A 26,855-nucleotide genomic window follows, 5' to 3' on the forward strand; every position below is an offset into this window, starting at 1 on the left:
GTAAACGCATTATGATGATTTTGACTGATAAAAAGCCACGTGTGAACGTTGAAGGAATTTTGACTGCGGACGAAATTCACGATATCGAACATCACATGGGGCACTATCCATACCCACGTGCGGCGTGTCTGGACGCGCTAAAGTGTGTACAACGCCGTAATGGCTGGGTAGATGATGCGCAAATGAATGCCATCGCGCAAATGCTGAACATGAGCGTTGCAGATCTGGAAGGTGTGGCAACCTTCTATAACCGTATTTACCGTCAGCCAGTTGGGCGTCACGTAATTTTGTTATGTGATTCGATTGCGTGCTTCTTGATGGGTGCGGAAACTTTGGCAGAAGCATTCCAGCGCGAATTAGGCATTCAGTTTGGTCAAACGACTGCAGATGGTCGCTTTACCTTGCTGCCAATTTGCTGCCTGGGCAACTGTGACAAAGGCCCAACCTTAATGATTGATGAAGACACGCACGGTCTGGTTGAAGTGACTTCGGTGAAACAGCTGTTGGAGAAGTATGTATGAATACTGAACCAAAACCAATTTATGGCGACGGTAACCCGGAAACGCATCCACTCACATGGCGTTTAAGCAAACAAGCGAACGTACGTAATGCCGATGATTACGAAGCGCTCGAAGGTTATGCAGGCTTTAAAAAAGCCCTGTCGATGTCGCCTAAAGATGTATTGGACGTGGTGAAAGCGGCGACTGTTAAAGGTCGTGGTGGTGCAGGCTTCCCGGCAGGCATCAAATGGTCACTGATGGCGCCAAATGACAATTCAGGTCCACGTTACCTGATTTGTAATGCCGATGAGATGGAACCAGGTACCTTCAAAGACCGTTTGTTGATGGAAGATCTTCCACATCAACTGATCGAAGGGATGCTGATCGCGGGTTATACGCTTGAAGCAACCCATGGTTATATCTTTATCCGTGGCGAGTACATCGAAGCGGCTCAGTACTTAAATGAAGCGCTTGAGCAAGTTCGTGCCAAAGGTTACTTAGGGGATAACATTCTGGGTACTGGCTGGAACTTCGAGTTACACGTGCATACCGGTGCAGGTCGTTATATCTGTGGTGAAGAAACTGCATTGATTAACTCGCTTGAAGGCCGTCGTGCCAACCCGCGTACCAAACCGCCATTCCCGCAAGTTGCAGGTGCTTGGGGTCGTCCTACGATTGTCAACAACGTAGAGACCTACAACAACTTACCCGCCATCATGCTGCGTGGCCCTGAATGGTATATCGGCTTGTCTGCGGGCAAATCGAAAGATCCAGGTACGAAAATCTATGGTGCATCAGGTAAAGTGAAATTCCCGGGTCTATGGGAATTGCCTTTTGGTACGACTGCGCGTGAAGTGATTGAAGATCACGCGGGTGGTATGCGCGATGGCTTAACGCTGAAAGCATGGTTACCGGGTGGTGCATCAACGGACTTCCTGGCGGCCGAGCATATCGATCTTCCGATGGATGCGGAAAGCATCATGAAAGCAGGTTCTCGTTTGGGAACATGTCTGCTCATGGTGGTTGATGAAACCCAATGTATGGTTTCAGCAACACGTAACCTAGAAGAGTTCTTTGCACGCGAATCATGTGGTTTCTGTACCCCTTGCCGTGATGGCTTGCCTTGGGCAGTGAAAGCGTTAAAAGCGCTGGAAAATGGCACAGGTAAACAGGAAGATATCGATCACTTACAAGAGTTAACGCGTAAGCTTTGGATCGGTAAGACTTTCTGTGCCCACGCACCGGGTGCAATGGAACCGCTCATGGGCGCACTCAAACATTTCCGTGGCGAATTTGAAGCGAAGGTGGTGAATGCCGCTGCTCAAGTTAGCTCCGTAGAACAAGCTTAAGGAATTCGACTATGGCTACAATTCATGTCGATGGCAAATCGTATGAAGTCAACGGCTCGGAAAACTTGCTACAAGCATGTTTGAGTCTTGGCATTGATATCCCATACTTTTGTTGGCATCCGTCCTTAGGTTCTGTCGGTTCTTGCCGTCAATGTGCCGTGACTCAATACGCGAATCCGGAAGATACCCGTGGTCGTTTGGTCATGTCATGTATGACGCCTGCATCTGACAATACCTACATCTCGATTGAAGACAAAGAAGCAAAAGATTTCCGTGCTTCGATTGTTGAATTCTTGATGACCAACCACCCGCACGACTGTCCGGTCTGTGAAGAGGGTGGTCACTGTCATTTACAAGATATGACCGTAATGACGCAGCATGACCGTCGTCGCTACCGTTTCACCAAACGTACCCATTACAACCAAGAGCTTGGCTCATTCATTTCTCACGAAATGAACCGTTGTATCGCCTGTTACCGTTGTGTGCGTTATTACAAAGACTATGCAGGTGGTACGGACTTCGGCGTGTATGCCAACGCATCACGTGTGTATTTCGGTCGTCCAGAATCAGGCACTTTAGAATCTGAATTCTCGGGTAACCTGACTGAAGTTTGTCCAACAGGTGTATTTACCGATAAAACTCATTCGGCACGTTATAACCGTAAATGGGACATGCAATATGCGCCAAGCGTATGCCAAGGCTGTTCTTCAGGTTGTAACATTTCTCCGGGTGAGCGTTATGGTGAACTTCGCCGTGTCGAAAACCGTTTCAATGGTGAAGTTAACCAATACTTCCTATGCGATAAAGGCCGTTTCGGTACAGGTTATGTGAACCGCGAAGACCGTCCGCGTCAGCCACAATTCCGTAAAGGTGCGACTGTAGAAACTGTTTCAGTAGATGCAGCACTTGATACGGTGATTGCAAATATCCAGGACAAAAAAGTTTTGGGGATTGGTTCACCGCGTGCATCACTTGAATCAAACTTCGCGCTGCGTGAGTTGGTGGGTCAAGAGAACTTCTCAACAGGTTTATCTCAAAAAGAGCAAAATCTGGTTGAACTTGCAGCTTCAATCATGCAAACCGAGGGTGTTTACAACCCGAATATGCGTGAAATTGAAAGCTATGATGCAGTTCTGATCTTAGGTGAAGATTTAACCCAAACTGCGCCTCGTATGGCTTTATCTGTTCGCCAAGCTGCGAAAAATAAAGGCAAAGAGATGGCAGCGGAACGTCGTACCCAGGAATGGCTGGCTGAGCCGGTACAACGTATTGCTCAAGATGCGAAATCTCCGATTTACATCCTGGCTGCGACACAAACCCGTTTGTCTGACGTAGCGGAAGGCGAAGTGGTTGCTTCTCCAAACGACATCGCGCGTTTAGGTTTTGCTGTTGCTGCGGGCGTGAAGGGTGAAGCAATTCTCGGTTTAGATGACGATGCGAAAGCATTTGCACAAACGATTGCCGACACCTTAAAAGCTGCGAAAAAACCATTGATCATCTCGGGTACCAGCTTACAAGATGCATCAATCATGGAAGCTGCTGCACAAGTTGCACAAAATCTGGGTAATGCAGGCTTGACCTTGACAGTTCCTGAAGTGAACTCGATGGGTATGGCAATCTTCGGTGGTCAAAGCTTAGAGCAAGCCTTTGCACAAGATTATGATGCAGTGATCGTGGTTGAAAACGATCTGTATCGTCGTCTACCTGCTGCACAAGTGGATGCTGCACTTTCAGGCAAAGACGTGATTGTTTTAGATCACTCTGAAACTGAAACAGTGAAAAAAGCCGACATCGTGCTTTCTGCTGCAAGCTTTGCTGAAGGTGATGGTACGGTGGTATCGCAAGAAGGCCGTGCACAACGTTTCTACCAAGTGTATGACCCGAGCTACTACAATCCTGAATTGGCAATCAAAGAATCTTGGCGCTGGTTACACGCTCTGGAAACAGGCGTGAAAGGCAAAGCGATTTCTTGGACGTTGCTGGATGATGTGATCGAGTCAGTTGCGAAAAATGTACCTGCTTTAGACGGTATTTTGGATGTAGCACCAGATGCGGGCTTCCGTGTCCATGGTCTTAAAGTAGCACGTGAACCACGTCGTTACTCAGGTCGTACTTCGATGCGCGCGCCATTGTCTGTCCATGAGCCAAAACAGCCAGTGGACAAAGACTCTGCATTAACCTTCTCGATGGAAGGTTATGTCGGAACTCAAACACCTTCAGCACTGGTACCATTTGCATGGTCTGCCGGCTGGAACTCGCCGCAAGCCTGGAACAAATTCCAGGACAATGTCGGTGGTCATTTGAAAGGTGGTGATTCAGGCGTTCGTTTATTCGACCGTTTGGCAAAACGTCCGGCACGTACCTTTGTTGCACCGGCACCTGTTTTGGTTAATGCTGAAAGCTTCCGCCTAGTTCCAATGCACCATATTTTTGGTTCAGGTGAATTCACCGTAAAAACACCAGCAATGGAAACACGTATTCCTGAAGCGGTATTTGCAGTGGGTGAGCAGGATGCAGCACGCTTAAATGTTCAAGATGGTCAGACAATCACGGTGAAAGCAGGTGAGACGTCAATCGTTCTTCCAGTTCAAGTGATTGAATATTTACCGACAGGTTATATTGGCTACCCAATCGGTCTGGCACCGACGGTATCTCTTGCAGAGCCTGTTTCAGTCGCGGTAGGAGTGTAATTCATGGAACAAGAATTAATCCGTCAAACGCCGCTGTGGGCTGAAAACTGGCCAATTGCCTATTCAGTCATTCAAGCGATTGTGATCTTGCTGGTTGTAGTACTGATCGCTGCGTTGATGTCTTTTATTGAACGTCGTTTACTCGGCTTGTGGCAAGACCGTTACGGTCCGAACCGTGTCGGTCCGGGCGGTATGTTCCAGATTGTTGCCGACATGCTGAAAATCATGTTCAAGGAAGACTGGACACCAAAATTTGCTGACAAACTGACTTTCCGTATGGCGCCAGCAGTTGCGATGGCAACTGCTGTGCTGTCGTTCATGGTTATTCCTGTTTCACCTTATCTAGGTGTGGCAGACATGAGCATCGGCCTGTTGTTCTTTATGGCAATGGCAGGTATTGCAGTCTATGCAGTACTGTTCGGTGGCTGGTCATCCAACAACAAATACGCCTTACTCGGTGGTTTACGTTCTGCGGCTCAGACCATTTCTTATGAAGTGTTCCTGGGGATCTCGCTGATGGGTGTGGTGGCAATTGCCGGCTCATTCAACATGCGTGAAATCGTTGAAGCACAACGTGATGTCTGGTTCGTGGTGCCTCAGTTCCTTGGCTTCCTGATCTTCGTGGTTGCGGGTGTTGCGGTGACGCATCGTCATCCATTTGACCAACCAGAAGCAGAACAAGAACTGGCTGAAGGTTACCATGTCGAATACGGCGGCATGAAGTGGGGGATGTTCTTCGTTGCGGAATACGTCAACGTAGTACTAATCTCTGCTTTAATCGTGACGTTATTCTTCGGTGGCTGGCTCGCGCCATTCAACCTTGAAATTCCGTTCCTTCCAGCAGCATTCTGGTTCATTATCAAAACAGCATTCTTTGTAATGATGTTCGTGTTGGCACGTGGTTCATTAATGCGTCCACGTTATGACCAGGTAATGAATTTTGGTTGGAAAATTTGCTTGCCATTAGCTCTAGTCAACCTGTTGGTGACTGGTGCCGTGATCTTGTGGTAAGGGCAGGGAGAACAAAATGTTTAAATTTCTAGCTGGATTTGGATCGATTGTTCGTTCGCTTTGGATGGTGTTTAGCCATGTAACGCGTAAACGTGACACGATTTTATATCCAGAAGTGCCGGCCGAAGAAATCGTGCCACCACGTTTCCGTGGTCGTATTGTATTAACGCGTGACCCTGATGGCGAAGAGCGTTGTGTCGCATGTAACCTGTGTGCGGTTGCCTGTCCGGTAGGCTGTATCTCATTACAAAAAGCAGAACGTGAAGATGGTCGCTGGTATCCGGAGTTTTTCCGTATCAACTTCTCACGTTGTATTTTCTGCGGTATGTGTGAAGAAGCCTGTCCAACCACAGCCATTCAAATGACCCCGGATTTCGAACTCGGTGAATATGTTCGTCAAGACCTGGTCTATGAAAAAGAACACTTGCTGATTTCTGGTCCTGGTAAATATCCTGACTATAACTTCTACCGTGTCACCGGTATGGCAGTTGCAGGCAAGGACAAAGGTCAAGCACAGCGTGAAAGTGCACCTGTTGATGTACGGAGTCTATTACCATGATGTGGCCATTTTATTTAATGGCCCTTGTGGCCATTGTCTCTACGGTTCGCGTGGTGACTAACGCGAATCCGGTACATGCTTTATTAAGCCTGATCGTATCCTTGCTTGCTGTTGCAGGCATGTTCATGATTGTTGGTGCGCCGTTCGCGGCTGCCCTCGAAATTATTGTCTATGCTGGCGCGATCATGGTGTTGTTCGTGTTCGTGGTGATGATGCTGAATCTGGGTGAACAAACCGTTGAACAAGAACGTAAATGGTTAACTTCATCGGCTTGGGCTTATCCGGCGCTGATGAGCTTCCTGATCGGTCTGGTACTGGTATGGGTATTAAACTCTGATTACGCACAGCCTTCACTGGTAATGGGTGTGGAAATGGTGGGCCCGAAAGCCGTGGGTCAAGCACTCTTTACGCAATACTTGTTGTTGGTTGAAGTTGCCGCGATGTTATTGCTTGCTGCCTTGGTAGCTGCATTCCATTTGGGTAAACGTGAACCAGATGCAGAAGAGGAAAAAGAATAATGGGCAACATCCCTTTAGAGCATGGTTTGATCGTTGCATCTATTCTCTTTGCACTGGGTTTTTACGGTGTAATGGTGCGACGCAACCTACTATTTATTTTAATGAGCCTTGAAATCATGATGAACGCTGCTGCTTTAGCGTTCGTCCTGGCGGGCAGTGCATGGGCACAGCCAGATGGTCAGATCATGTTTATCCTGATCCTGACGCTTGCTGCGGCAGAGGCTTGTATTGGTCTTGCGATCGTCCTTCAGTTCTATCATCGCTTCCATCACCTGGATGTGGATGCTGCTAGTGAGATGCGCGGATGAGTTATTTATATCTAACAATTTTATTTCCGCTCATTGGTTTTGTCCTGTTAGCGGCGGGGCGTAACAAGCTTCCGGAATCTGTTGCAGCGATGATTGGTGTCGGTGCAGTCGGTTTATCTGCACTGTTCGCACTGATTGCGGGTATGGACTTTGTGAATAATGGTTCAACTGCAGTAGTACAACATCTCTGGACCTGGTTCAGTGTTGGCGGTTTTGCTCCGGGCATCAGCTTGCAGCTGGATGGCTTGTCTTTATTGATGCTGGGCATGGTCACTGGTGTGGGTTTCTTGATTCACATCTTTGCATCATGGTACATGCGCGGTGAAGAAGACTTTGCACGTTTCTTCTCTTATTTCAACCTGTTCGTTGCCAGCATGTTGCTTCTCGTTCTTGGCGATAACTTGGCGTTATTGTTCTTAGGTTGGGAAGGTGTAGGTCTGTGTTCATACCTGCTGATTGGTTATTACTACCAGAACCCTGCAAATGGTCTGGCGGCAATCAAGGCGTTTACTGTTACCCGTATAGGTGACGTATTCCTGCTGATTGCCATGTTCCTGATCTTCCAGCAATTCGGTACTTTGAACATTCAGTACATCGTTGAAAATGCAGCGACTGTAATGACGCAAAGTTCTTCGCTGACCATCTGGACAGCATTGTTATTGTTCTTGGGTGCGGCAGGTAAATCTGCACAGATCCCATTACAAACATGGTTAGCCGATGCAATGGCAGGTCCAACACCTGTTTCTGCATTGATCCATGCTGCAACCATGGTAACGGCGGGTGTTTACCTGTGCTGCCGTCTGTTTGCAGTCTTTGAACTTGCGCCAGAAGTGATGGTGTTTATTTCGATCACAGGTGCGGTGACCTTGCTTGTAGCTGGTTTTGCTGCATTGGTTCAGACCGACATCAAACGTATTCTGGCTTACTCAACCATGAGTCAGCTCGGTTATATGTTTATGGCAGTAGGTGCTGAAGCATACCAGGCGGGTTTATTCCACATGCTGACTCACGCATTCTTCAAGGCACTCTTGTTCTTGTCGTCTGGTGCGGTGATTTTGGCTTACCATCACGAACAAAACATCTTCAAGATGGGCGGTTTGTTCTACAAGAACAAATTCCTGTTTGCATGTTTCGCGATTGGTGGCGGTGCCTTGGCAGCGATTCCATTCCTGACCATTGGTTTCTTCTCAAAAGATGCAATTCTTGCTGCAGTCTGGACGCAAAGTCATATTGCTGGTTTACCAGTGTATAACACGCTGTACTGGGTCGGTGTTGCAGGTGCTTTCTTAACCTCGATTTATACATTCCGTCTAATCTGGGTGGTATTCTTCGGCAAAGAAAACACGCCTTATCATGAAATCAAAGGTGCAACTTACTGGGCGCCACTGGCGATTCTTGCTGTCCTTTCGACAGGTCTGGCAATCGTACTGAAAGCACCCGTGATGAGCATTCTAGATGCAGCCCAAATTCCAGCCTTCATTATTCCTGAAGCGCTTGAAGCAGGTGCACATGGTGCTGAATACATCGCCATTGCTGTTGCATTGACGGGTCTTGTGGTCGGTGTGGTGCTGTTCGCTTTTGCTTACAATGCAGTCAAACGTTTTGCTGCCACTTCTGTAGGTGCGGGTCTGGTTAATATCTGCCGTAATGCATTAGGTTTCGACAAGCTTTATGACCTGATTTTCGTCAAGCCATATTTGCTGTTCGCTAAACTGTTCGGTCGTGATCCAATTGATGGCTTATGGCTGGTACTTCCTGCACTGGTCAAAAGTGGTCACAGCTTTACAAGTTCACGTCAAACCGGTTCACTGCGTGAATATGCATCTAGTATGGGGCTCGGTGTCGTTGTCCTACTGATGATCTTGATCGTGATTCAGGTCGTGGGGAAATAAAATGGAAGCTCCAAACAATATTATTTTGCCGGCTCTGATCCTCATTCCGTTCATTGCAGGTTTCATATGCTGGTTGGTCGATAAACTCGACCAACACTTGCCGCGTTATATCGCGCTAATCGGTATGCTGGTGACTTTGGTTTTGACCATCGTCCTTTGGCAGACTGGTACCTATAACTATGAATTAGGCGCTGCGACACCTTCGTGGGCTGCCGAATTCAAACTGCCTTGGATTCAGACCCTTGGCATTAACATTCACTTAGCCGTGGATGGTTTATCACTTCTTATGGTTGGTTTGACTGCACTCCTGGGTGTGCTGGCAGTCGGCTGTTCATGGGGGGAGATTCAAAAAAACGTTGGTTTCTTCCACTTGAACCTTTTATGGTCTTTGGGTGGTGTGATCGGTGTATTCCTGGCGATTGACCTGTTCCTGTTCTTCTTCTTCTGGGAGATGATGCTGGTGCCGATCTACTTCCTGATTGCCCTTTGGGGTCATAAAGGGGCAGAAGGCAAGTCACGTGTTTATGCAGCAAACAAGTTCTTCATTTACACGCAGGTTGCCGGTTTGGTGATGCTGATTGGTATCCTGGGTCTGGTGACTGTAGGCTATACCATGACTGGCGAAATCCGTTTCGACTACAACTATTTATTAGGTGTGGCGAATACGCTTGACGCTCAGGTTCCAGCGCTTGCTTATGCATTCATGATCTGTTTATTCATCGGTTTTGCGGTAAAACTTCCAGTTTTCCCATTACACGGCTGGTTACCAGATGCGCATGCGCAAGCACCAACAGCGGGTTCTGTTGACCTTGCAGGTATCTTGATTAAAACTGCGGCGTACGGTTTATTGCGTTTCGTGATTCCGTTCTTCCCGGCAGCTTCGGCTCAGTTTGCAGATATCGCGATCATTCTGGGTTTAATCGGTATCTTCTACGGTGCCTGGTGTGCTTTCCAGCAAACCGACATGAAACGCTTACTAGCGTACACATCTATTTCCCACATGGGCTTTGTTTTACTTGCGATTTACGCAGGTAACATCCTGACCTTCCAGGGTCTGATGATCATGATGTTGGCACATGGTATTTCCTCTGCTGCACTGTTCATTATGTGTGGTCAGGTATATGAGCGTGTGCATACGCGTGACATGCGTTTGATGGGGGGGATGCGTGGTCAGTTCCCGTATCTTGCATTCTTCCTGATGTTCTTTGTTGCGGCGCTTGTCGGTATTCCAGGTCTGGGTAACTTCATTGGTGAGTTCCTGATCTTGATGGGTGCTTATGCACAATTCCCGGCGTTCACTATTCTTGCGGCAATCAGTCTGGTCTTTGCAGGTCTGTATGGTCTGATCCTGATTCACAAAGCCCTGTTTGGTGTGCCAAACGAAGCGCAAAAACAGCACTATACACATCCGTTAAAAGATCTGAATGCACGTGAAATCGCGTTATTGTTGATCTGTGCGTTTGGTCTACTTTGGCTTGGTCTATACCCACAAAGCTTCCTTGATGTGTCTAACTCAAGCATGGCGTGGTTAGCGAATAGCTACATTCCAGTTCAAGAAGTGGTTGAAGTTGCTGATCAGGTAACGACTCAACTTGAAAATGTGGAGATCCAATAAGCCATGAACTTCACAATGTCTTTTTCTGAGCTTATGCCGCTCGCACCTGTGATGATCGTGTCGTTAACTGCGATCGTCGTGATGTTGCTGACGGCAATCAAGCGTAACCATAATCTTGTTGCGACGACGACTGTTGTTGGTCTGAACTTAGCAGCGTTCTATATCATCTTCGTTCTGTTGGCAGGCACATTTGCACCTGCCAATGTGATGAATCTGTTCATCGTAGATCCATTTACGATGTTGTACCAGTTTGTGATTCTGATTGCTGCACTTGCCTGTAGTACCTTGTCACACGCGTATATCGAAACTTATAAAGATAACCGTGAAGAGCTGTATATCTTGATGTTGATATCTGTCGCGGGTGCAATGTTAATGGTGGCAAGCTCGCACTATGCATCATTCTTTATTAGTCTTGAGTTGATGTCGATTCCTGTATACGGCCTGTTGGCATATACACATCAACGTTCTCAATCGCTTGAAGCAGGTGTGAAATATCTGGTGCTTTCAGCAACTGCGTCTGCAATGCTGCTGATGGGTATGGCATATATTTATGCCTACACAGGTACTTTAAGTTTCGTTGCTGAACCGGGCAAACTGTTTACTGTATTCAGTCAGCCAGCTGTGGTAATTGGTCTGGCCTTAATTGTATTTGCTGTGGCATTTAAATTATCGTTGGCACCATTCCACAAATGGACACCAGACGTCTACGCAGGTGCACCAGCACCAATCGCGACTTTCCTTGCAACTGTGGCAAAAGTGGCGATGATTGGTCTGTTTGTTCGTTATGTTTTGTCTTCAGGTTTGATCCTGGCAGACAGCTTCGTAACGATCATTTCGATTATTGCAGTATTGTCGATTCTTGCAGGTAACTTGCTGGCTGTTCGCCAAGTGAACCTGAAACGTATTCTGGCATACTCTTCAATTGCGCACTTTGGTTATTTGCTGGTTGCCATCGTCAGTTCACGTAATACCGATTTCTTACAGGTTCAAGGTTTTGTGACTTTTGAAAGTGTAAACGTGTATGTGATTACTTATGTATTAACCACGATTGGTGCTTTCGGTGTTGTGACGCTGATGTCGAGTCCGTATAACAATACGGATGAAGCGGGTAGTCTGGCTGAATACCGTGGTCTGTTCTGGCGTCGTCCAGTCCTGACTGCTGTATTAACTGTAATGATGCTGTCTCTTGCTGGTATTCCTTTAACTGCCGGCTTTATCGGTAAGTTCCTGGTGATTAAAACTGCAGTTGCAGGCGAGGCTTGGTTCCTGACTGCAATGGTGATCCTGGGTTCAGGTATTGGTTTGTATTACTACCTGCGCGTGATGGTCGTGCTGTACATGACACCACCTGAAACACCACGTCTAGATGCGGTGAATCATTGGGGTCAAAAAGTCGGCGGTATCATGGTATTACTTGCTGCACTTGCGGTACTTGTGATTGGTGTTTATCCAGATCCAGTGATTGCGATTTCTAAATATGCGTTCTTCGCAATATCACCTGAATTACAGCAATTCATTTTCACTTTGGTTCAAAGTGGTTTTAACTAATATCTGCGAAGATTGACGTTATTACAAAAAAGCCTCCATGATTGGGGGCTTTTTTATTTATACAAATCAATAAAAGCCTTTATAATAGCGGAAATTTATCTTTAACCTTTTAGGTGTTCTCCTGTGGCAATCCATGAAATCCGTCATCCGCTCATCCGACATAAGCTCGGTTTACTCCGTCGTGCAGATATCAGTACCAAAAACTTCCGCGAGTTAGCTCAAGAAGTGACCATGCTTCTGACTTATGAAGCGACTAAAGACCTGCCAATGGTTGAACATGATATTGATGGCTGGAATGGTGCTGTCACAGTTGACCGTATTGCCGGTAAAAAAATCACGGTTGTGCCGATTCTACGTGCCGGTATTGGCATGCTGGATGGTTTCTTAAATCTGATTCCAAGTGCAAAAGTATCTGTACTCGGTTTAGAGCGTGATGAAGAAACCCTGGAAGCCCGTACTTATTATAAAAAACTGGTTCCAGACGTACAAAACCGTATCGCGATGATCATTGATCCGATGTTGGCGACAGGTTCTTCTCTTGTAGCTGCAATTGATGTACTCAAAGCCAGTGGCTGTAAAGACATTCGTGTTATGGTTCTGGTTGCCGCACCGGAAGGTATTAAGCGTGTAGAGGCTGCACATCCTGATGTGATCATGTTCACTGCATCAATCGACAGCGGTTTAAATGAAAATGGTTATATCGTTCCGGGTCTTGGTGATGCTGGCGATAAAATCTTTGGTTCAGTTCAGAAAGACTAATTTTTGAACAGGACGAAAAAAGGGGCTACTACAGCCTCTTTTTTATATAATGTAGATCGGGCATTTTCAGCATAGGACAACAGCATGAAAGATGAATTATATCAGGGCAAAATCAAACAGTACGACCCTGCAAAAGGTTTTGGTTTTATTGGTTCAGCTGAGGGAGATGTGTTCTTCCATATTTCAGACTTTCCTGCGGCAGAAGGCGAGCCAAAACGCAATGAACGTGTGAAATTTAATGTGGTAGAAAATGGCGATAAGTATAAAGCCATTAAGATTGAACGTGTTGAGGATACTTCAAAGAAAGCTAAAAAATCTAAGGTCGCTGCACATAACCAGTCAATTACTTCCGCATTACTATCAAATCTCAAGCGTTAATTAACCGTGAATTTGACTAAATGAAGAGGCGTTTTCGCCTCTTTTTTTATCTAAAAATTCATGAACTATAGTCTTACCTCAGGTTTTGTAACTTAAAGCTTATACTTCGTTACGCAAACAATAAAACATCTACCAAAGCGCTACAATCATCTCTATTTCTTCTCACTTAAAATACTATCTGTTGATTTATAGGGATAAATGTCATGTTTAGGAATGGAAAAATTAAAACTTATGATTCCGAACGTGGTACAGGCAGCATTGAGTTAGCAGATGACGCTCAAGAACTAAGTTTTAGGCTACAGGATTTACCTTCACCTGAAATTGATCCTCAAATTGGAGAACTGCTTAAATTTAGAATGATTCCTCATCAGGAAACCATAATATTGGACAATATGGTACGCCTAGATGTCAAAGTACAGGACGAGTTTGTAGCGGAAGTTGTGGCATTACCATATTTGGCACCCACAATATCTGTTCCGTTAAAGCGTTCAATTCTTTTTAGCCCAACGCTATGGTTGGCACTGGTATCCGCAGTTGGTTTTATAATTTTGGGTGAAGTATAAATTTAAACCAGAAATTTTTAATTTTCTATTTTTAACTCGGTATTTCTCTATTCTTCAATTTAAAAAAGCGCCTATAAGTGCTTTTTTGGTTTTTCTATTAAAGAATTTCATAAAAGCTTTTTGATGTATTTTTTATTACAATTATTAAAAATATCAAAGACAAGAGTGAATTATGTTTCAAGAGGGGAAAATCAAAACCTATCACGAAGCACGTGGTTTTGGTTTTATTCAAATCGAAGGGGAATCTAAAGACTTATTTTTTCACATTAAAGACTTTCCCAATCAAAATATTCCACTAAAAATTGGGGAAAAATTAAAGTTTTTAATGGTTGAAGATAATGGAAAGTTTAAGGCAGACCATATTGTCCGGCTGGATATTAAATCAAAATTGGTTATTAAGCAGAATAATGATTTATATGAAGATCCTGAAGTACATGTTTCTCCACGTTATGAAAAGACAAAATCATCAACTCGATCCAAACTAATCACAATATCGGGACTAATTATTATTGCGATTCTTGTTGGGCTTGTTTATAACAAATACCAAAGCTACCAAGTTCAAAAACAGCAGAAGCTTGAACAACTGATGGTAGAGCAGCAACGAATCGTAGTTGAGCAGCGAGCGGCACAAGGTGATTTAGCTATGGAGGGATTATCTGAGCAGGGTAGGCAGAATCTAGAAAATCGTGGTGCTGAGTTACCAAGCCAAAGTTACTCTATTAATCCGAAAACTTCAGAGACGGCTTCGCAATCTATATCTCAATTCAAATGTGATGGAAGAGAACATTGTAGCCAGATGGGTTCTTACGAAGAGGCTTTATTTTTTATCCGGAACTGTCCAAATACTAAAATGGATGGTGACAGCGATGGCATCCCGTGTGAAAGCCAATTTTAAGATAGAATAAAAAGCACCTTAAGGTGCTTTTTGATTGAAAACAAATTTAGGCTTCACAGAAATTCATAAAGGCTCTCAGGCCTGGCCCCTGATATTTCTGGCGATGTACCAGCATAAACAATGGACGCGTTAAAGACCAGAACGGAGTATTGAGAATCACCAGTTGACCTTTCTCGCGTAAAGGCTCAATCGCAAGTTTGGAAATACAGGACATGCCGATTCCGCCGGCTACGATTTTCAAAATTGCTTCATTATGGCCAAGTGTCAGACGGATATTGGCATCCGGCACGTCTTTCAAAATGGCATTATCAAAGACTTCGCGAGTACCTGAACCTTCTTCGCGCAGAATCCACTCTACAGATTTGAAATCTTCCGCGGTCAGCTCACGGTTCAATTGCGCTAGGGGATGATCCGGTGCACAGCACACCGCCAGCTCATCATCGCGCCAATGGATACATTGCAGTTGTGGCAGATGACAGGAGCCTTCGATCAAGGCCAGATCCAGCTGGAACTGATTCACCGCTTCAATCATTTGACGGGTATTACCAACTTGCAGCTGTAAATGCGCTTGAGGCTGAATTTTTAGAAAATCGGCCATCAGGTCAGGAATCAGGTAATCTGAAATGGTCAGGGTTGCACCTAAACGTAAATCGATACTTTGAAGCTCACCTTTCGCAACCTGTTCAAAAGATTCGCATCGACCTAAAATTTCCAGCGCTTGAGGGAGAAGAAAGCGCCCCAAGTCATTGAGCTGTAAACGTTTGCCTAGACGGTCAAATAATGGAGCACCCAGACCATCTTCCAGATCTGCTAAAGCCATACTAGCCGCACTTTGAGTAAGTTTGACGGCATCGCTAGCCTTCGTTACGGTACCCTCTTGTGCCACTGCTACAAAAACAGCCAATTGGCGTAAAGTCATGCGCATGAGTAGAGCCTTAACATTTAAAAAATATTAATAAATTATATTGCCATGCTACCATGAGCACAGTCTTTCATGCCACGTTGAAATCATGTCAATTGAAAAATTTAGCCTAGAAAAAGTTTTATCTGTACACCGCTGGACCAATACATTATTCAGTTTCACCATGACACGCCCGGCACACTTCAAATTCACTGCGGGGCAATTTGCGCGTATTGGCCTGCAGGTGGGAGATGAACTGGTGGTTCGTGCCTATTCGGTGGTGTCATCTCCTTTTGATGAAACTCTGGAGTTTTTTTCGATTGTGGTTCCAGAAGGTAAATTTACCTCCAATTTACAGCACCTTAAAGTAGGGGATGAGCTGTTTCTGGAAAAAATTCCCTATGGTTATCTGACGCTGGCCCGTTATCAGTTGCCCTTACCCAAAGACTTGTGGTTATTGGGCACTGGAACTGGTCTGGCACCGTTTCTGTGCATGTTGCAAGACTTTGAAACCTGGAGCAAATACGAAAAAATCAATCTGGTATATAGCGTGCGTAGCCGGGCTGAACTCGCTTATGTGGAACGGATTCAGGAAATTGCCGAAACCTTTGGCGAAGGACATAGCGGATTTAAATTTATTCCGATTATTACCCGTGAGCCTGATGCACCTTTGCACGATCGTTTACCGGTGCTGATTGCCAATGGTGAACTGGAAAAAGCCGTAGGTATGCAGCTCAATCCGCAAACCACCCATGTCATGCTTTGCGGTAACCCGGAAATGGTCGATGATACCAAAGAAGCCTTAAAAGCCCGTGGCCTGATCATGAACCGGCGTGGCGAAGGCAATATTGCAGTCGAGAATTATTGGTAAGTCTGAATTGCAGATAAAAAAGCTCATCCTTGGATGAGCGTTTTTATCTGCAAGGTGAATAATGACAGCTTAGTGCAGAATCTTGTTCAGGAATTGCTGGGCACGCTCACCACGCGCTGTATTAAAGAAATCATCTTTACTGCAATCTTCCACAATTTTTCCCTGATCCATAAAGATGACCCGGTTGGCAACCTGTCGGGCAAAGCCCATTTCGTGGGTGACACACATCATGGTCATGCCTTCTTTGGCCAGACCGACCATGACATCGAGCACCTCATTAATCATTTCAGGGTCAAGCGCAGAAGTTGGTTCATCAAACAACATGGCAATCGGATCCATGCTCAGCGCACGGGCAATCGCGACACGTTGCTGTTGTCCGCCAGAAAGTTGTGCCGGGAATTTATTGGCCTGTGCACTTAAGCCGACACGATCCAGATAGGCAAGTCCTTTCTGTTTGGCTTCGGCTTCAGAACGACCCAATACCTTGATCTGGGCAATGCTCAGGTTCTCGGTAATACTGAGATGCGGGAACAATTCAAAATGCTGAAATACCATGCCCACGCGACTTCTTAGTTTATTTAAATTGGTTTTCGGATCATTAATTTTAATTCCATCGACCAGAATACTGCCTTGCTGAACAGGTTCCAGACCATTGACAGTTTTAATCAGGGTGGATTTTCCTGAACCAGAAGGACCACAAACCACCACCACTTCACCTTGCCGAATCTGGGTGGTGCAGTCGGTCAGTACCTGAAAATCTTTATACCATTTACTGACATGCTGGAGGTCAATCATGACTTTGGCTTCGTTCATACAGTTAACCTCTGCTGTAATTTTTTAACAATATAGGTGGCGATCATACTGATGGTGAAATAGACCAAACCGGCAAAAAGAATATATTGGGTGAGTAAGCCCATCAGGTCACCACGTACATAATTGCTGCGGAAAAAGTCCAACAGGCCAATTGCATACACCATGGTGGAATCCTGAAACAAAATAATGGTCTGTTGTAATAATAGCGGTGTCATTTTGCGAAAGGCCTGAGGCAGTACAATCAGGCGCATGGACTGGCCATAGCTCATGCCGAGGGCAGAGGCCGCATCTGTTTGTCCCTTAGGAATAGACTGGATTCCGGCACGGACAATTTCGGAAAAATAGGCGGCTTCAAACAGCATAAAAGCCACAATACTGGACACCAGTGCCGTATCCATGGTCAGATATTTTCCAGTCACCCCAGTATAGATAAAAGGCACAGCGAAGTAGAACCACATCAGTACCAGCAGCAGGGGAATCGAACGGAACAGATTGACATAACCCTTGGCAATCCAGTTCAACACCTTGATTGAAGACAGCCGCATCAATGCCAGTAAGGTGCCAATAAAGACCCCGCCAATAGTGGCAAAAAATAAGACTTTTAAAGTAATACTCAGACCATGCCATAGGGCAGGTGCGGATAATTGTAAATCCTGAAAAAATGCAGTGAACCATTCCATTATTTAGTCCCCGCAATCAGACCGGGCACCTGAAGGCGCTTTTCCAGAAAGTTCATCAAGCCAATCAGGCAGACATTGATCAGGATAAAAATCAGGGTGACATAGGTGTAAATCTCAATGGTATTTTGCGTATATTCGCTGATGGTTTTCATCTGGGAAATGAGTTCCGCAACCCCGACCAGTGAGGCCACCGAGGTGTTCTTGACACAGTTGGTCAGCTCAGAACTTAAGGGAGGTAAGATCATGCGAAAAGACTGCGGTAAAATCACATAGCGATATAATTGTGTGGTGCTAAACCCCATAGCATAGCCGGCATTGATCTGCCCGGGTGGAATGGCTTCAATCCCGGTACGCACCTGCTCACAAACCCGCGCTGCGGTAAACAGTCCCAAACCAATACTGGCTGAAATCAGCGCCGTGGTATTGGCTCCCAGATCATTGATCCACCAGCTTTGAATGCTGTTCGGCAGAAAATTCGGAACCACATAGAACCAGATAAATAACTGGATCAGTAAAGGCACATTCCGAAAAATGGTGACATAAGCGCTACCAATCGCCCGGGCCGTTGGGCTGGGCAAGGTGCGCATGATGCCCAGCAGGCTACCCAAGAGCATGGCAATCGACCAGGCTACAATCGCAATGACCGCTAACCAGCCGAGGCCAGTCATGATCCAGTTGAGATAGGTGCTATCACCAATCCCGGTCGGTTGTAATAAGACACCCCAATTCCAGCTGTAATTCATGATCACTCCAAAATGGGCTTAAACAGATGATGCTTAAGCAGATGAATAAGATTCAGAATCTATTGATCGCGGTCATGCGGGGTGCTGATCAGGGCCTTCAAGTCATCAGACATGGCAAAGTTCAGGTTGATATTTTTCGGTGGAATTGGCGACTGGAACCATTTCTGGTACATGCTATTGATTTCACCGGAGCTATATGTGGCTTTAATCGCGTCATCTACCACCTGCTTAAATTCGGGGTCTCCCTTACGTAACATACAGCCATAGATTTCATTGATGGGCGCTGTACCCACAATGTGCCATTGTTGCGGATTTTTAGCCTTGGATTTTTCTCCCGCCAGTAAAATGTCATCCATCATAAATGCAGCAGCACGGCCACTTTGCAGCATTAAAAAGGATTCTGCATGGTCTTTGGTCGAAATAATTTCACCAAGGCCCAATTCTTTTTCATGCTGACGAATATAGCGTTCCGATGTGGTGCCGGCAGTGGTCACCAGTTTTTTGCCTTTCAGATCGCTAAAATCTTGAATACCAGAATTGGTTGCGGTTAATAGACGGGAACCTACTTGAAAAAAGCCAACAGAGAAATCGACCTGTTGCTGGCGTTCCTTATTATTCGTCGTCGAGCCACATTCCAGATCAACCGTACCGTTGGAGACCAGTGGAATCCGGTTCTGGCTGGTCACCAGGTTGTAGCGGATTTTTAAATCAGGAAGATTCAGCTTTTGTTTGACGGCTTCGACCACTTTTAGTTGCAGGTCATGGGCATAGCCGACCGGCTGATTCGGATTGTCAGCGATATAAGAAAATGGAATCGAGGAGTCACGATAACCTAATACAATCGTGCCGGACTGTTTGATCTTATTGAGCGTGCCAGAAGTATTCTGGCTGCCTTGCTGATTGCTTGGTGCCTGATTATCACTACAGGCACTCAGTCCCAAGGTCAGGGCACTGGCACACAGCAGCGTAGCGAATTGAGTCTTTGCTTTCATCGTGAAACTCCATTTTTCATTTTCAATTATTATGAGTACGCCCGTTTTCAGGCGCTGCTAAGACAATATTCTGATTATTGCTATAAAGTCTAAGTATTCGTTTATATTCATCTTAGTTGATGATTCAAGCATGACTCAAGCTGAATTTATTGCTGAAATGTTACTGAATCAGAAAAGGAAATCTGCGAGATGCTCAAAGGAATGCAAATAAATAAAGAGATTGAACTACAAGCATAAGAAAGAAAAAGTCATAAAAAAACCTCCAAACTGGAGGTTTTTTTATCGGTTCAAGCTTAATGCACAAACATATCCATCGATTCACGAATTTCTTGAATGGCCGTTTCGACATCGGCGCTGAGCCAGGTCGGTTCAAAGAATCCAGCGTAATGCTCAAGACGATCCGCAGGGACGACTAAGCGTACCGGACAATCCTCTTCCAATAAACGCCATGGAATAATTGGCACTTCATTGTCAAGCCATGCTGTTACATCTCGGATATCGATAATCATTGCGTTGACACAGTCCGGGAAAGGCATCACGGAAAACTCTTCAGTACGACGACGGAAATACTCCAGGTCTTGCCAGCGCAGTGCAAAACTCGGTTTACTGAATTCGATAATCCCGATCAGATGCTGATCGCGAGTATGATGCAAAGTGCATTGGTGGGTGACATCAGTGTCAAGATCCAACGATACACTTTGTTGACGATACGCCATAGAGCTCGATGAAATAAAAAAATGAGGGACACATTATAGCCCATTTTATAGAAACTGAGCAGTGCTATTGTTTAGCGCAAATTTTAGTGTTGGTTCTGCCCTGAGGTCGCGTACTGAAGCTCTTGAATTTCAAAGGACTGCATACCACTCAGGCAACTCAAGCAAACTGGGATTGGAAAAGAATGGAGAAGCTAAACCTCATTATCAGATTGATTATAGAGCCTTTTTCTTTTCTGATACGCTTTATATCGCTCTATAAGAAGGTTTAAGCGAATAGTGTTGCAATTATTCAAGCGATTAGATGTGTTGATCTGCCAGTAATTTTCTATGTCATTCACATGAGGGGAAAATGAATAGCAGGATAATACTGAGTTAAACCCATTCACCATCAACCAGTAGCGATCAGTGAATTAAAAATGAGCACGATTGCTTAAAGATTATTCTAAATATTATTCATACATATAACTTACATCCCGTCACCATCTCACCATGTTTTGTCACAGAAGCTGTTTTAACTGCTTGTTATGCTAAAAATCTACTTATGAATAACAAAGAGTGAGGATGGTTATGGTCGATGATTTTAATAAAAAACCACCTTTAGATCATCAGACAGCAGTGACGCAAAAAAAGCGTATTCCTGTTTATATCTTGATTTTGGTAGGTATCTTTTTACTGGCATTACTGTTCTATATGTTTGCTGACATGAATCCAGACGCAAATGATGCACCTGCTGGACATCCGAACCCTAATGTGCAACCTGCGACACCAAACAATACGACTCCAGTCGGTGAACCTACAGAAGCTACTGCAACGCTAGGTGATGGAACAGAAGCAACAGCAACTGCGACAGATGATGCACAGGCGGCTCGATAACTCAGACATATATCAAAAGCTCTAGTGAAACCACTGGGGCTTTTTTGCAATATATTGTGATGTTTAAGCTAATGATAGCTAGCTGGCTCAAGTCTAAAAACATCAAATCTGAAGGTGAATCCGAAAGAAGAAGGGGCTGAATGTTTCAAGGATAGGCTCCCGATTTCAGATAAATAGCTTAATAACAAAGAGGGTAAAACAACATGAATGATTATATGAGAAGTCCGCGTGGCGGCTTCGACGCCATGTATTATTGGGATCAGTTTCATCCCATTCTGAGTGCAATTGCCATATTAGTCATTGGTTGGATCATTGCATTACTGGTTTCGGCAGCAGTCAAGAAAGTCTTGCAAAAACTTGGAACCAATACACACTTAAATACGGCGACAGGCCATCGCTCTAATATCGAAAGTATTATTGCCCGGGTGGTGTTCTGGATTATTCTGATTATTGCCGTAATTGGTTCACTGAATGTACTCAACCTGACCAGTATCAGTGGTCCTTTCAGTAATATGATTCAGCAATTCCTGTTATTTATCCCGCAGTTACTAGGTGCAATTGCAGTCGGATTCATAGGGTGGATTGTCGCCAACCTGGTGAAAATAGGGCTACAAAAGCTACTTGACCGAACCCAACTAGACGAAAAACTCAGTGCTGAAGTGGGTGTCAGTCCCATTAGTCAGAACATCAGTGAAATTGCTTACTGGTTAATTTTATTACTGTTCTTGCCAATCGTACTGTCTATTCTGGGACTCAACGGTCTGTTGTTACCAGTTCAGAATATGCTGACTGATGTCGTAAGCTACTTACCAAATATCTTTATTGCTGCAGTGATCATTTTTGTCGGTTATATTCTGGCAAAAATTGTTCGCGGTATTGTTGAAGGCCTATTAAACAGTCTGAATGTACAACAACAAGCTGAAAAAGTAGGTATTTTCAAAAATTCCAATGTGGCACAGGTGATTGGTTCATTCATCTTCGCTGTCGTGATCATTACTGCATTGATTATTGCTTTTGAAGCATTGGGTGTCGAAGCGATTTCTCAGCCTGCCACGGCGATGCTGTATGAAATCATGAATGCCATTCCGAATATTATTGCTGCTGCCTTAATTCTGATTCTGGCTTATGTGGTCTCTAAACTGGTCGCACGTCTGGTGGTTGAAGTGGTATCGGGTACAGGTGTTGATGAAATTCCTGCCAAACTGGATGTACAGCGTTTTTTAGGCACCACTAAACTTTCGAGTGTGGTCGGTTATCTGATCGTATTGTTCACCATGTTATTTGCAGTGTCCGAAGCAGCAGACCGTCTCGGCTTTGAACAGGTGAGCGGCCTGATTGCGATGTTTATTTACTTCGGCGCCAACATCTTGCTCGGTGCCGTGATTCTGGTGATCGGTTTCTGGCTGGCAAATATTGTCGCGAACATCGTACAACGCGGTGAATATAACAGCTCACGCTGGTTAGCGAATCTGGTGCGTGTCCTGATTATGGGCTTGGTCGTTGCCATGGGTCTACGTGCCATGGGTATTGCCGACTCGATTGTGAACCTGGCATTTGGTTTAACGCTGGGTGCTGTCGCAGTAGCATTTGCTCTGGCTTTTGGTCTGGGTGGTCGTCAGCCTGCGGAGCGAGTTTTAACAGATCTGATTGATAAAGCAAAACGCGAAGCCAAAGAACCGAATCCAGTCAAAGATCAAGCTGAAAACAGCATATTTTCAGGATTAGGTACTCAGAGTACTTCAAGTACAACGGACATGGCAGGCACGACAGGTGCAGCGATGGAGATGGGTTCTACAGATACATCAATGGGACAATACTCCGACCGTTCACAAAACATGACCGGTACTGCTGATTCTTCAACCACTACGCCAGGAGCAGGTATTGTGCCAAATCAAGATTCAGAAGCAGAGGGTACTACGCCAATGAGTACGGACTTATCGCATACCACACCGGCAATCCTCACCACTGCACCGCAGGATGAGAATAGTCTAGATCCGGATCAGATCGTACCTGATTCAGTGGAGGTTGATCCTAAACATCCACCAGCCAATAATCCATTTGGTTCAACCGGAGAAAAAGAGCCTGATGTAGATCTTAATCATTCTACTCAGAAAAAAGATGACCTGAAATAACCTGTTATTTTTAACCAAAATCGGCCACGCTCATGTGGTCGATTTTTTTCAGTCACGAGGAAAAATAAATGAATAGCAAAAAACCCAACAAAGTTCTGGCTCCTTTGATTATCGCGGGAATTACCATTGGCTTTTTTACCGCTGCCTATCGATTTATTTTTGTGAAGAGCAAACAGGACGAGCAGTCAGAGCGAGCGCTGGATAGGAAAATACCTGATACAGACGAATTTAACTGAAAGAATTCTGCTGAATAACAAACAATAGAATTTGGCCTTTAAGAAATATATAATATTCAGGTGAATACTAAAATGATTTTGGTATTCTTCTTGCATTAAAAATATAAAAAAGGGAGATCAACATCATGTGGCAAACACTATCATATACATTCAAGAACACTTCAGCAGATGAAGCACCGCTATATTTGCGAGAAGCCACTCGAAAAATGCAGCTGACGATTGACCGTTTAGGAAATACGGCCAATCTCAAGCTGTTTAAGACAGATTATCTGGAATGAACTAAATATCAGTCTTGATGATCTATTGATTAAATATATTCCGATGCGGCATGCGCGGATGACCATGCCCATTGGAAATTATAGCCGCCCAAATGCCCGGTAACATCCAGCACCTCACCAATAAAATACAGGCCTTTCTGCTTTTGACTTTCCATGGTTTTTGAAGAAACCTCGCTGGTATCCACACCGCCCAAAGTCACTTCCGCAGTACGGTAGCCTTCTGTTCCGGATGGTTTCACTTCAAAACCATGCAGCCGTGTCGCAATCTGCTCCAGTTTATCATCACTGATATTACCAATTACGGTTTCTGCGACCTCAGCCCAGATCAGGCTCTGTAATTCAGCCACGACACTTTTCGGTAAAAATTCATTGACTAAGGTGCGTAATAACACTTTGGGCTGGCTTTGTTTTTTGCTTTTAAAGAAATCCAGTAAATCTGCACTTGGTAAGAAATCGACCTTAAAACTCTGACCAACATTCCAGTAATTGGACAATTGCAGGGAGCTTGGGCCACTTAAACCGCGATGGGTAAATAGCAGCGCTTCGGTAAAACTGTTGAGCTCATTGGAAAGGGTCGCTTCTACGGCATTCCCGCTTAAACGAGTGGTCACTTCCTTAAATCCATCAGAGAAAGTGAAGGGCACCAAACCGGCACGGGTCGGATAAACATGATGTCCAAACTGTTTTGCGATTTCATAGCCAATGCCCGAACCGCCCAGCGTCGGAATGGACAAGCCGCCGGATGCCACTACTACAGATTCAACCTCAAAATATCCAAGTGATGTAGCGACTTGAAAGCCTTGATCATCGACCGGATTGACTGCCTTTACTTCGCAGCTGGTTTTAAGATCGACCAGACCGGTCTTGTCACATTCTGCCAATAGCATTGACAGAATATCTTTTGCACCATTGAGGGTAAACAGTTGTCCATGTTTGCGCTCTTCATAAGCAATACCATATTCACAGACCAGGCCAATAAAGTCCCAATTGCTATAACGCGTTAATGCTGAAATCACGAAATGTGGATTATGCGAAATATAATGGCTTGGTTCGACCTCCAGATTGGTAAAATTACATTTACCGCCGCCAGACATCAGGATTTTTTTGCCAACTTTATTGGCTTTTTCCACCACTACGACTTTACGCCCACGTTGTGCAGCCATATACGCCGTCATTAAACCTGAAGCACCGGCACCTATGACGAGAACATCGTATTGCTTGGAAGACATAAAACACTCGAGGGAGAACAAAAGGAAAGCATTATAGACAATTTTATTTCCGCTTTCTCTATTCCTGAACAATCAACAGGCTGATTGCCGATTCGTATTAGAGTTTAAACATAAAATATTTGTAAGTCGGCTTAAAATCATGCATAGTTTTTGTACAGTTTTACAAAAATCACAATAATAAGGCAGGGCTTATGGCAACGTCAGAGGATCTAAAACAATACAACCTGATCAGTTATATTTTTTATATTCTGGGGTTTTTTCTGGGTGTGACCCCATTTATAGCCATTATCATGAACTATATTAAACGTGATGAAATGCGCGGCACCTGGCTGGAAAGTCATGTGGACTGGCAGATTAAAACCTTCTGGGTCAGTTTGCTGGGTTATATTGTTGGTGGCTTATTAACTATGATCTTGATCGGATTTCTAATCATCTTTCTGGTCTTTATCTGGCATATCTACCGCTTGGTCAAAGGGATGATTGCGCTGAATAATAATCAACCGATTCAGGCTTAAGCAATTGTAGAAGTAGTATCAATGTTACGGCCTTGCAACCCGCCGCTATGAATCACCAGCAGTCTAGATCCTGCTGGGAAATAATCTTTTTCAATCAAATCAAAGATGCCCATCAACATTTTAGCGGTATAGACCTGCTCTAGTGGAATTGCAAATTCGGTTTCAAAATCCCGAATAAACTGTATGAGGGCTGTGCTGGTTTTGGCATAGCCGCCACAGCAATAATCATCCAGAATATTCCAGTTGGTTTTGCTGGTTAGTTGCGCGACTTCATCTTTTAAAAATGAGCCTTGCAGCGCTGAAAATCCTAAAACCTGCTGATGCGCCTGACTGGCTTCGATCAGACCGGTGATGGTTCCACCAGTGCCTACTGCGCAGCAAACCACATCAAATTGAGTATCTTGCGGGCTCAAAATTTCCTGACAGCCCCGAATGGCCAAAGCGTTGGTTCCACCTTCAGGAATGAAATAATGCTCAGGAAATTGTTGTGCGAGTTCGGCCAGATACTCAGGCTGTTGCTTGCGACGATAGTGTTCACGACTGACAAAATGTAGCTGCATCCCCAACTGCCGTGCGGTGGCTAAAGTCGGATTGAGTGGCCGATGGGCCAGCTCCTCACCCCGAATAACCCCCACACTCTGAAAACCAAACTGCTGTGCGGCAAATGCAGTGGCCGCAATATGATTGGAATACGCACCACCAAAGCTGAGAATCTGCCGATAACCCTGTCTTTGTGCTTCCAGAAAATTGTATTTCAGTTTAAAAAACTTGTTGCCTGAAATTTGCGGATGTACCAGATCCAGACGACGTATTGTTAAAATAATATCGTGAAAATTAATCTGTTGATCGGGAATATTTTGGGCAATCTCTGCAAACATAAAAATTAACACAGTCAGTTATTCGGCCATTATAGCGAAAGCAGTAAAGATCAGGGATTGAGAATAAGTCATTTTCAGGCATGAGATAAAAATTGACGCAGAATGTCACAAATATTCTGCTGATTATTTAAGCAGGGATGCTAATCTAAATACAGGAAACCCTGAGGAGGGTAGAATAATGAAAATATTGTCCTATGCTGTTTTGGTCGGCGTACTGCTCAGTTTGTCGGGCTGTGATGATGCGATGAATAAACCTAAAACAGAGACCCGTACCATGATTATTGGTGGTGTACCGGTACATGATCAGGATTACCAACTGTTAGACACGCAATTCATTGCTCAGGATCAGTTAAAACAGTAGGCCATTACAGTAACTAAAATTCCTGACCAATACTGAAATTTTTAGAGCAAAT

29 protein-coding genes are annotated in these 26,855 nt (G+C 44.8%); 21 read left to right on the plus strand and 8 right to left on the minus strand.

The genetic code is table 11. The annotated features are described in order from the left end of the window. The first annotated feature begins 11 nt into the window (after window positions 1–11). The 14 genes from nuoE (at window position 12) to FTU40_RS06760 (ending at window position 14,585) form a co-directional block, all read left to right on the plus strand. A complete protein-coding gene (nuoE, locus tag FTU40_RS06695) occupies window positions 12–521 on the plus strand; it encodes an NADH-quinone oxidoreductase subunit NuoE (RefSeq protein WP_100358017.1) in 510 nt (169 codons plus the stop codon). Beyond that, window positions 518–1,849: an NADH-quinone oxidoreductase subunit NuoF gene (gene nuoF, locus FTU40_RS06700; protein ID WP_005097923.1), complete on the plus strand. Its 1,332-nt coding sequence runs from the start codon at window positions 518–520 to the stop codon at window positions 1,847–1,849. The genes nuoE and nuoF overlap by 4 nt, the downstream gene beginning before the upstream one ends. Before the next feature lie 11 nt (window positions 1,850–1,860). After that, window positions 1,861–4,539 (plus strand): NADH-quinone oxidoreductase subunit NuoG, encoded by a 2,679-nt coding sequence (gene nuoG / locus FTU40_RS06705; RefSeq protein ID WP_180040227.1) that lies wholly within the window; start codon window positions 1,861–1,863, stop codon window positions 4,537–4,539. Between the two features lie 3 nt (window positions 4,540–4,542). After that, window positions 4,543–5,550: an NADH-quinone oxidoreductase subunit NuoH gene (gene nuoH, locus FTU40_RS06710; protein ID WP_005097920.1), complete on the plus strand. Its 1,008-nt coding sequence runs from the start codon at window positions 4,543–4,545 to the stop codon at window positions 5,548–5,550. Between the two features lie 16 nt (window positions 5,551–5,566). Then, entirely contained in the window at window positions 5,567–6,109 is a 543-nt protein-coding gene (gene nuoI, locus FTU40_RS06715; RefSeq protein WP_005097919.1) for an NADH-quinone oxidoreductase subunit NuoI, read from the plus strand. After that, on the plus strand, window positions 6,109–6,627 hold the full coding sequence (gene nuoJ, locus FTU40_RS06720) for an NADH-quinone oxidoreductase subunit J (RefSeq protein ID WP_171063341.1): 519 nt from the start codon (window positions 6,109–6,111) through the stop codon (window positions 6,625–6,627). Before nuoI ends, nuoJ begins: the two co-directional genes overlap by 1 nt. Next, window positions 6,627–6,935: an NADH-quinone oxidoreductase subunit NuoK gene (gene nuoK / locus FTU40_RS06725; RefSeq protein WP_004280769.1), complete on the plus strand. Its 309-nt coding sequence runs from the start codon at window positions 6,627–6,629 to the stop codon at window positions 6,933–6,935. The genes nuoJ and nuoK overlap by 1 nt, the downstream gene beginning before the upstream one ends. After that, window positions 6,932–8,827 carry an NADH-quinone oxidoreductase subunit L gene (nuoL, locus tag FTU40_RS06730; RefSeq protein ID WP_180040229.1) on the plus strand — a complete coding sequence of 632 codons (1,896 nt, stop codon included), beginning with the start codon at window positions 6,932–6,934 and terminating at the stop codon, window positions 8,825–8,827. Before nuoK ends, nuoL begins: the two co-directional genes overlap by 4 nt. A 1-nt stretch (window position 8,828) precedes the next feature. After that, window positions 8,829–10,442, plus strand: a complete 1,614-nt coding sequence (gene nuoM / locus FTU40_RS06735) for an NADH-quinone oxidoreductase subunit M (RefSeq protein ID WP_100329150.1) — start codon at window positions 8,829–8,831, stop codon at window positions 10,440–10,442. Window positions 10,443–10,445: 3 nt separating this feature from the next. Then, the gene (nuoN, locus tag FTU40_RS06740; protein WP_005097913.1) at window positions 10,446–11,990 is read left to right on the plus strand and encodes an NADH-quinone oxidoreductase subunit NuoN; all 1,545 of its coding nucleotides are present in this window, start codon (window positions 10,446–10,448) and stop codon (window positions 11,988–11,990) included. A 123-nt stretch (window positions 11,991–12,113) separates the two neighbouring features. After that, window positions 12,114–12,749, plus strand: a complete 636-nt coding sequence (gene upp, locus FTU40_RS06745; protein ID WP_005097912.1) for a uracil phosphoribosyltransferase — start codon at window positions 12,114–12,116, stop codon at window positions 12,747–12,749. 84 nt (window positions 12,750–12,833) lie between these two features. Then, the gene (locus tag FTU40_RS06750; protein ID WP_005097911.1) at window positions 12,834–13,127 is read left to right on the plus strand and encodes a cold shock domain-containing protein; all 294 of its coding nucleotides are present in this window, start codon (window positions 12,834–12,836) and stop codon (window positions 13,125–13,127) included. Window positions 13,128–13,330: 203 nt separating this feature from the next. Further along, window positions 13,331–13,690: a hypothetical protein gene (locus FTU40_RS06755; RefSeq protein ID WP_180040231.1), complete on the plus strand. Its 360-nt coding sequence runs from the start codon at window positions 13,331–13,333 to the stop codon at window positions 13,688–13,690. A 172-nt stretch (window positions 13,691–13,862) separates the two neighbouring features. Continuing rightward, window positions 13,863–14,585 carry a cold shock domain-containing protein gene (locus FTU40_RS06760; RefSeq protein WP_180001528.1) on the plus strand — a complete coding sequence of 241 codons (723 nt, stop codon included), beginning with the start codon at window positions 13,863–13,865 and terminating at the stop codon, window positions 14,583–14,585. 46 nt (window positions 14,586–14,631) lie between these two features. Here the strand turns inward: FTU40_RS06760 and gigC are convergent, their stop codons facing one another. Further along, window positions 14,632–15,510 (minus strand): LysR family transcriptional regulator GigC, encoded by an 879-nt coding sequence (gene gigC, locus FTU40_RS06765; RefSeq protein ID WP_005169640.1) that lies wholly within the window; start codon window positions 15,508–15,510, stop codon window positions 14,632–14,634. Between the two features lie 85 nt (window positions 15,511–15,595). Here gigC and FTU40_RS06770 point away from each other — a divergent pair, with 85 nt between their 5' ends. Next, on the plus strand, window positions 15,596–16,357 hold the full coding sequence (locus FTU40_RS06770; protein WP_100355586.1) for a ferredoxin--NADP reductase: 762 nt from the start codon (window positions 15,596–15,598) through the stop codon (window positions 16,355–16,357). 69 nt (window positions 16,358–16,426) lie between these two features. Here FTU40_RS06770 and FTU40_RS06775 read toward each other — a convergent pair whose 3' ends face one another. The 5 genes from FTU40_RS06775 to FTU40_RS06795 form a co-directional block, all read right to left on the minus strand. Beyond that, window positions 16,427–17,152, minus strand: a complete 726-nt coding sequence (locus FTU40_RS06775) for an amino acid ABC transporter ATP-binding protein (protein ID WP_171063342.1) — start codon at window positions 17,150–17,152, stop codon at window positions 16,427–16,429. 14 nt (window positions 17,153–17,166) lie between these two features. After that, complete coding sequence (locus FTU40_RS06780) at window positions 17,167–17,850, minus strand: ABC transporter permease subunit (protein WP_074383458.1); 684 nt, start codon at window positions 17,848–17,850, stop codon at window positions 17,167–17,169. After that, window positions 17,850–18,593 (minus strand): amino acid ABC transporter permease, encoded by a 744-nt coding sequence (locus tag FTU40_RS06785; protein WP_074383457.1) that lies wholly within the window; start codon window positions 18,591–18,593, stop codon window positions 17,850–17,852. The genes FTU40_RS06780 and FTU40_RS06785 overlap by 1 nt, the downstream gene beginning before the upstream one ends. Window positions 18,594–18,652: 59 nt before the next feature. Further along, complete coding sequence (locus tag FTU40_RS06790; protein WP_005097894.1) at window positions 18,653–19,585, minus strand: transporter substrate-binding domain-containing protein; 933 nt, start codon at window positions 19,583–19,585, stop codon at window positions 18,653–18,655. 293 nt (window positions 19,586–19,878) lie between these two features. After that, entirely contained in the window at window positions 19,879–20,301 is a 423-nt protein-coding gene (locus tag FTU40_RS06795) for a hypothetical protein (RefSeq protein ID WP_100534919.1), read from the minus strand. 567 nt (window positions 20,302–20,868) lie between these two features. On the opposite strand from FTU40_RS06795, the gene FTU40_RS06800 reads away from it, so the two are divergent. From FTU40_RS06800 to FTU40_RS06815, 4 genes are all read left to right on the plus strand, one after another. Further along, entirely contained in the window at window positions 20,869–21,174 is a 306-nt protein-coding gene (locus tag FTU40_RS06800; RefSeq protein ID WP_005097890.1) for a hypothetical protein, read from the plus strand. Between the two features lie 203 nt (window positions 21,175–21,377). Further along, window positions 21,378–23,306: a mechanosensitive ion channel gene (locus FTU40_RS06805; protein WP_180040233.1), complete on the plus strand. Its 1,929-nt coding sequence runs from the start codon at window positions 21,378–21,380 to the stop codon at window positions 23,304–23,306. Between the two features lie 68 nt (window positions 23,307–23,374). Further along, the gene (locus FTU40_RS06810; RefSeq protein ID WP_180040235.1) at window positions 23,375–23,542 is read left to right on the plus strand and encodes a hypothetical protein; all 168 of its coding nucleotides are present in this window, start codon (window positions 23,375–23,377) and stop codon (window positions 23,540–23,542) included. Between the two features lie 125 nt (window positions 23,543–23,667). After that, window positions 23,668–23,820, plus strand: a complete 153-nt coding sequence (locus FTU40_RS06815) for a hypothetical protein (protein WP_167381268.1) — start codon at window positions 23,668–23,670, stop codon at window positions 23,818–23,820. Window positions 23,821–23,849: 29 nt separating this feature from the next. Here the strand turns inward: FTU40_RS06815 and FTU40_RS06820 are convergent, their stop codons facing one another. Beyond that, complete coding sequence (locus tag FTU40_RS06820) at window positions 23,850–25,049, minus strand: NAD(P)/FAD-dependent oxidoreductase (RefSeq protein WP_100329144.1); 1,200 nt, start codon at window positions 25,047–25,049, stop codon at window positions 23,850–23,852. 191 nt (window positions 25,050–25,240) lie between these two features. Here FTU40_RS06820 and FTU40_RS06825 point away from each other — a divergent pair, with 191 nt between their 5' ends. Further along, window positions 25,241–25,564, plus strand: coding sequence for a hypothetical protein (locus FTU40_RS06825; RefSeq protein ID WP_180040237.1), 324 nt, complete (start codon window positions 25,241–25,243; stop codon window positions 25,562–25,564). Here the strand turns inward: FTU40_RS06825 and FTU40_RS06830 are convergent. Next, the gene (locus tag FTU40_RS06830) at window positions 25,561–26,442 is read right to left on the minus strand and encodes a 1-aminocyclopropane-1-carboxylate deaminase/D-cysteine desulfhydrase (protein WP_180040239.1); all 882 of its coding nucleotides are present in this window, start codon (window positions 26,440–26,442) and stop codon (window positions 25,561–25,563) included. The genes FTU40_RS06825 and FTU40_RS06830 overlap by 4 nt on opposite strands. A 178-nt stretch (window positions 26,443–26,620) precedes the next feature. On the opposite strand from FTU40_RS06830, the gene FTU40_RS06835 reads away from it, so the two are divergent. Then, a complete protein-coding gene (locus FTU40_RS06835; RefSeq protein WP_005097873.1) occupies window positions 26,621–26,803 on the plus strand; it encodes an NF038215 family lipoprotein in 183 nt (60 codons plus the stop codon). The last annotated feature ends 52 nt before the right edge of the window (window positions 26,804–26,855 follow it).

Origin of the sequence: Acinetobacter sp. YH12100 (genome assembly GCF_013419135.1) — a bacterium.
In the GTDB taxonomy this organism is placed as follows: domain Bacteria; phylum Pseudomonadota; class Gammaproteobacteria; order Pseudomonadales; family Moraxellaceae; genus Acinetobacter; species Acinetobacter pseudolwoffii.

What these genes read in the sequence shown, in the direction of transcription:
- nuoE (WP_100358017.1), top strand. Translation starts at nt 12, where the DNA reads ATGATGATTTTGACTGATAAAAAGCCACGTGTGAACGTTGAAGGAATT.
- nuoF (WP_005097923.1), top strand. Translation starts at nt 518, where the DNA reads ATGAATACTGAACCAAAACCAATTTATGGCGACGGTAACCCGGAAACG.
- nuoG (WP_180040227.1), top strand. Translation starts at nt 1,861, where the DNA reads ATGGCTACAATTCATGTCGATGGCAAATCGTATGAAGTCAACGGCTCG.
- nuoH (WP_005097920.1), top strand. Translation starts at nt 4,543, where the DNA reads ATGGAACAAGAATTAATCCGTCAAACGCCGCTGTGGGCTGAAAACTGG.
- nuoI (WP_005097919.1), top strand. Translation starts at nt 5,567, where the DNA reads ATGTTTAAATTTCTAGCTGGATTTGGATCGATTGTTCGTTCGCTTTGG.
- nuoJ (WP_171063341.1), top strand. Translation starts at nt 6,109, where the DNA reads ATGTGGCCATTTTATTTAATGGCCCTTGTGGCCATTGTCTCTACGGTT.
- nuoK (WP_004280769.1), top strand. Translation starts at nt 6,627, where the DNA reads ATGGGCAACATCCCTTTAGAGCATGGTTTGATCGTTGCATCTATTCTC.
- nuoL (WP_180040229.1), top strand. Translation starts at nt 6,932, where the DNA reads ATGAGTTATTTATATCTAACAATTTTATTTCCGCTCATTGGTTTTGTC.
- nuoM (WP_100329150.1), top strand. Translation starts at nt 8,829, where the DNA reads ATGGAAGCTCCAAACAATATTATTTTGCCGGCTCTGATCCTCATTCCG.
- nuoN (WP_005097913.1), top strand. Translation starts at nt 10,446, where the DNA reads ATGAACTTCACAATGTCTTTTTCTGAGCTTATGCCGCTCGCACCTGTG.
- FTU40_RS06750 (WP_005097911.1), top strand. Translation starts at nt 12,834, where the DNA reads ATGAAAGATGAATTATATCAGGGCAAAATCAAACAGTACGACCCTGCA.
- FTU40_RS06755 (WP_180040231.1), top strand. Translation starts at nt 13,331, where the DNA reads ATGTTTAGGAATGGAAAAATTAAAACTTATGATTCCGAACGTGGTACA.
- FTU40_RS06760 (WP_180001528.1), top strand. Translation starts at nt 13,863, where the DNA reads ATGTTTCAAGAGGGGAAAATCAAAACCTATCACGAAGCACGTGGTTTT.
- gigC (WP_005169640.1), bottom strand. Translation starts at nt 15,510, where the DNA reads ATGCGCATGACTTTACGCCAATTGGCTGTTTTTGTAGCAGTGGCACAA.
- FTU40_RS06770 (WP_100355586.1), top strand. Translation starts at nt 15,596, where the DNA reads ATGTCAATTGAAAAATTTAGCCTAGAAAAAGTTTTATCTGTACACCGC.
- FTU40_RS06775 (WP_171063342.1), bottom strand. Translation starts at nt 17,152, where the DNA reads ATGATTGACCTCCAGCATGTCAGTAAATGGTATAAAGATTTTCAGGTA.
- FTU40_RS06780 (WP_074383458.1), bottom strand. Translation starts at nt 17,850, where the DNA reads ATGGAATGGTTCACTGCATTTTTTCAGGATTTACAATTATCCGCACCT.
- FTU40_RS06785 (WP_074383457.1), bottom strand. Translation starts at nt 18,593, where the DNA reads ATGAATTACAGCTGGAATTGGGGTGTCTTATTACAACCGACCGGGATT.
- FTU40_RS06790 (WP_005097894.1), bottom strand. Translation starts at nt 19,585, where the DNA reads ATGAAAGCAAAGACTCAATTCGCTACGCTGCTGTGTGCCAGTGCCCTG.
- FTU40_RS06795 (WP_100534919.1), bottom strand. Translation starts at nt 20,301, where the DNA reads ATGGCGTATCGTCAACAAAGTGTATCGTTGGATCTTGACACTGATGTC.
- FTU40_RS06800 (WP_005097890.1), top strand. Translation starts at nt 20,869, where the DNA reads ATGGTCGATGATTTTAATAAAAAACCACCTTTAGATCATCAGACAGCA.
- FTU40_RS06805 (WP_180040233.1), top strand. Translation starts at nt 21,378, where the DNA reads ATGAATGATTATATGAGAAGTCCGCGTGGCGGCTTCGACGCCATGTAT.
- FTU40_RS06810 (WP_180040235.1), top strand. Translation starts at nt 23,375, where the DNA reads ATGAATAGCAAAAAACCCAACAAAGTTCTGGCTCCTTTGATTATCGCG.
- FTU40_RS06815 (WP_167381268.1), top strand. Translation starts at nt 23,668, where the DNA reads ATGTGGCAAACACTATCATATACATTCAAGAACACTTCAGCAGATGAA.
- FTU40_RS06820 (WP_100329144.1), bottom strand. Translation starts at nt 25,049, where the DNA reads ATGTCTTCCAAGCAATACGATGTTCTCGTCATAGGTGCCGGTGCTTCA.
- FTU40_RS06825 (WP_180040237.1), top strand. Translation starts at nt 25,241, where the DNA reads ATGGCAACGTCAGAGGATCTAAAACAATACAACCTGATCAGTTATATT.
- FTU40_RS06830 (WP_180040239.1), bottom strand. Translation starts at nt 26,442, where the DNA reads ATGTTTGCAGAGATTGCCCAAAATATTCCCGATCAACAGATTAATTTT.
- FTU40_RS06835 (WP_005097873.1), top strand. Translation starts at nt 26,621, where the DNA reads ATGAAAATATTGTCCTATGCTGTTTTGGTCGGCGTACTGCTCAGTTTG.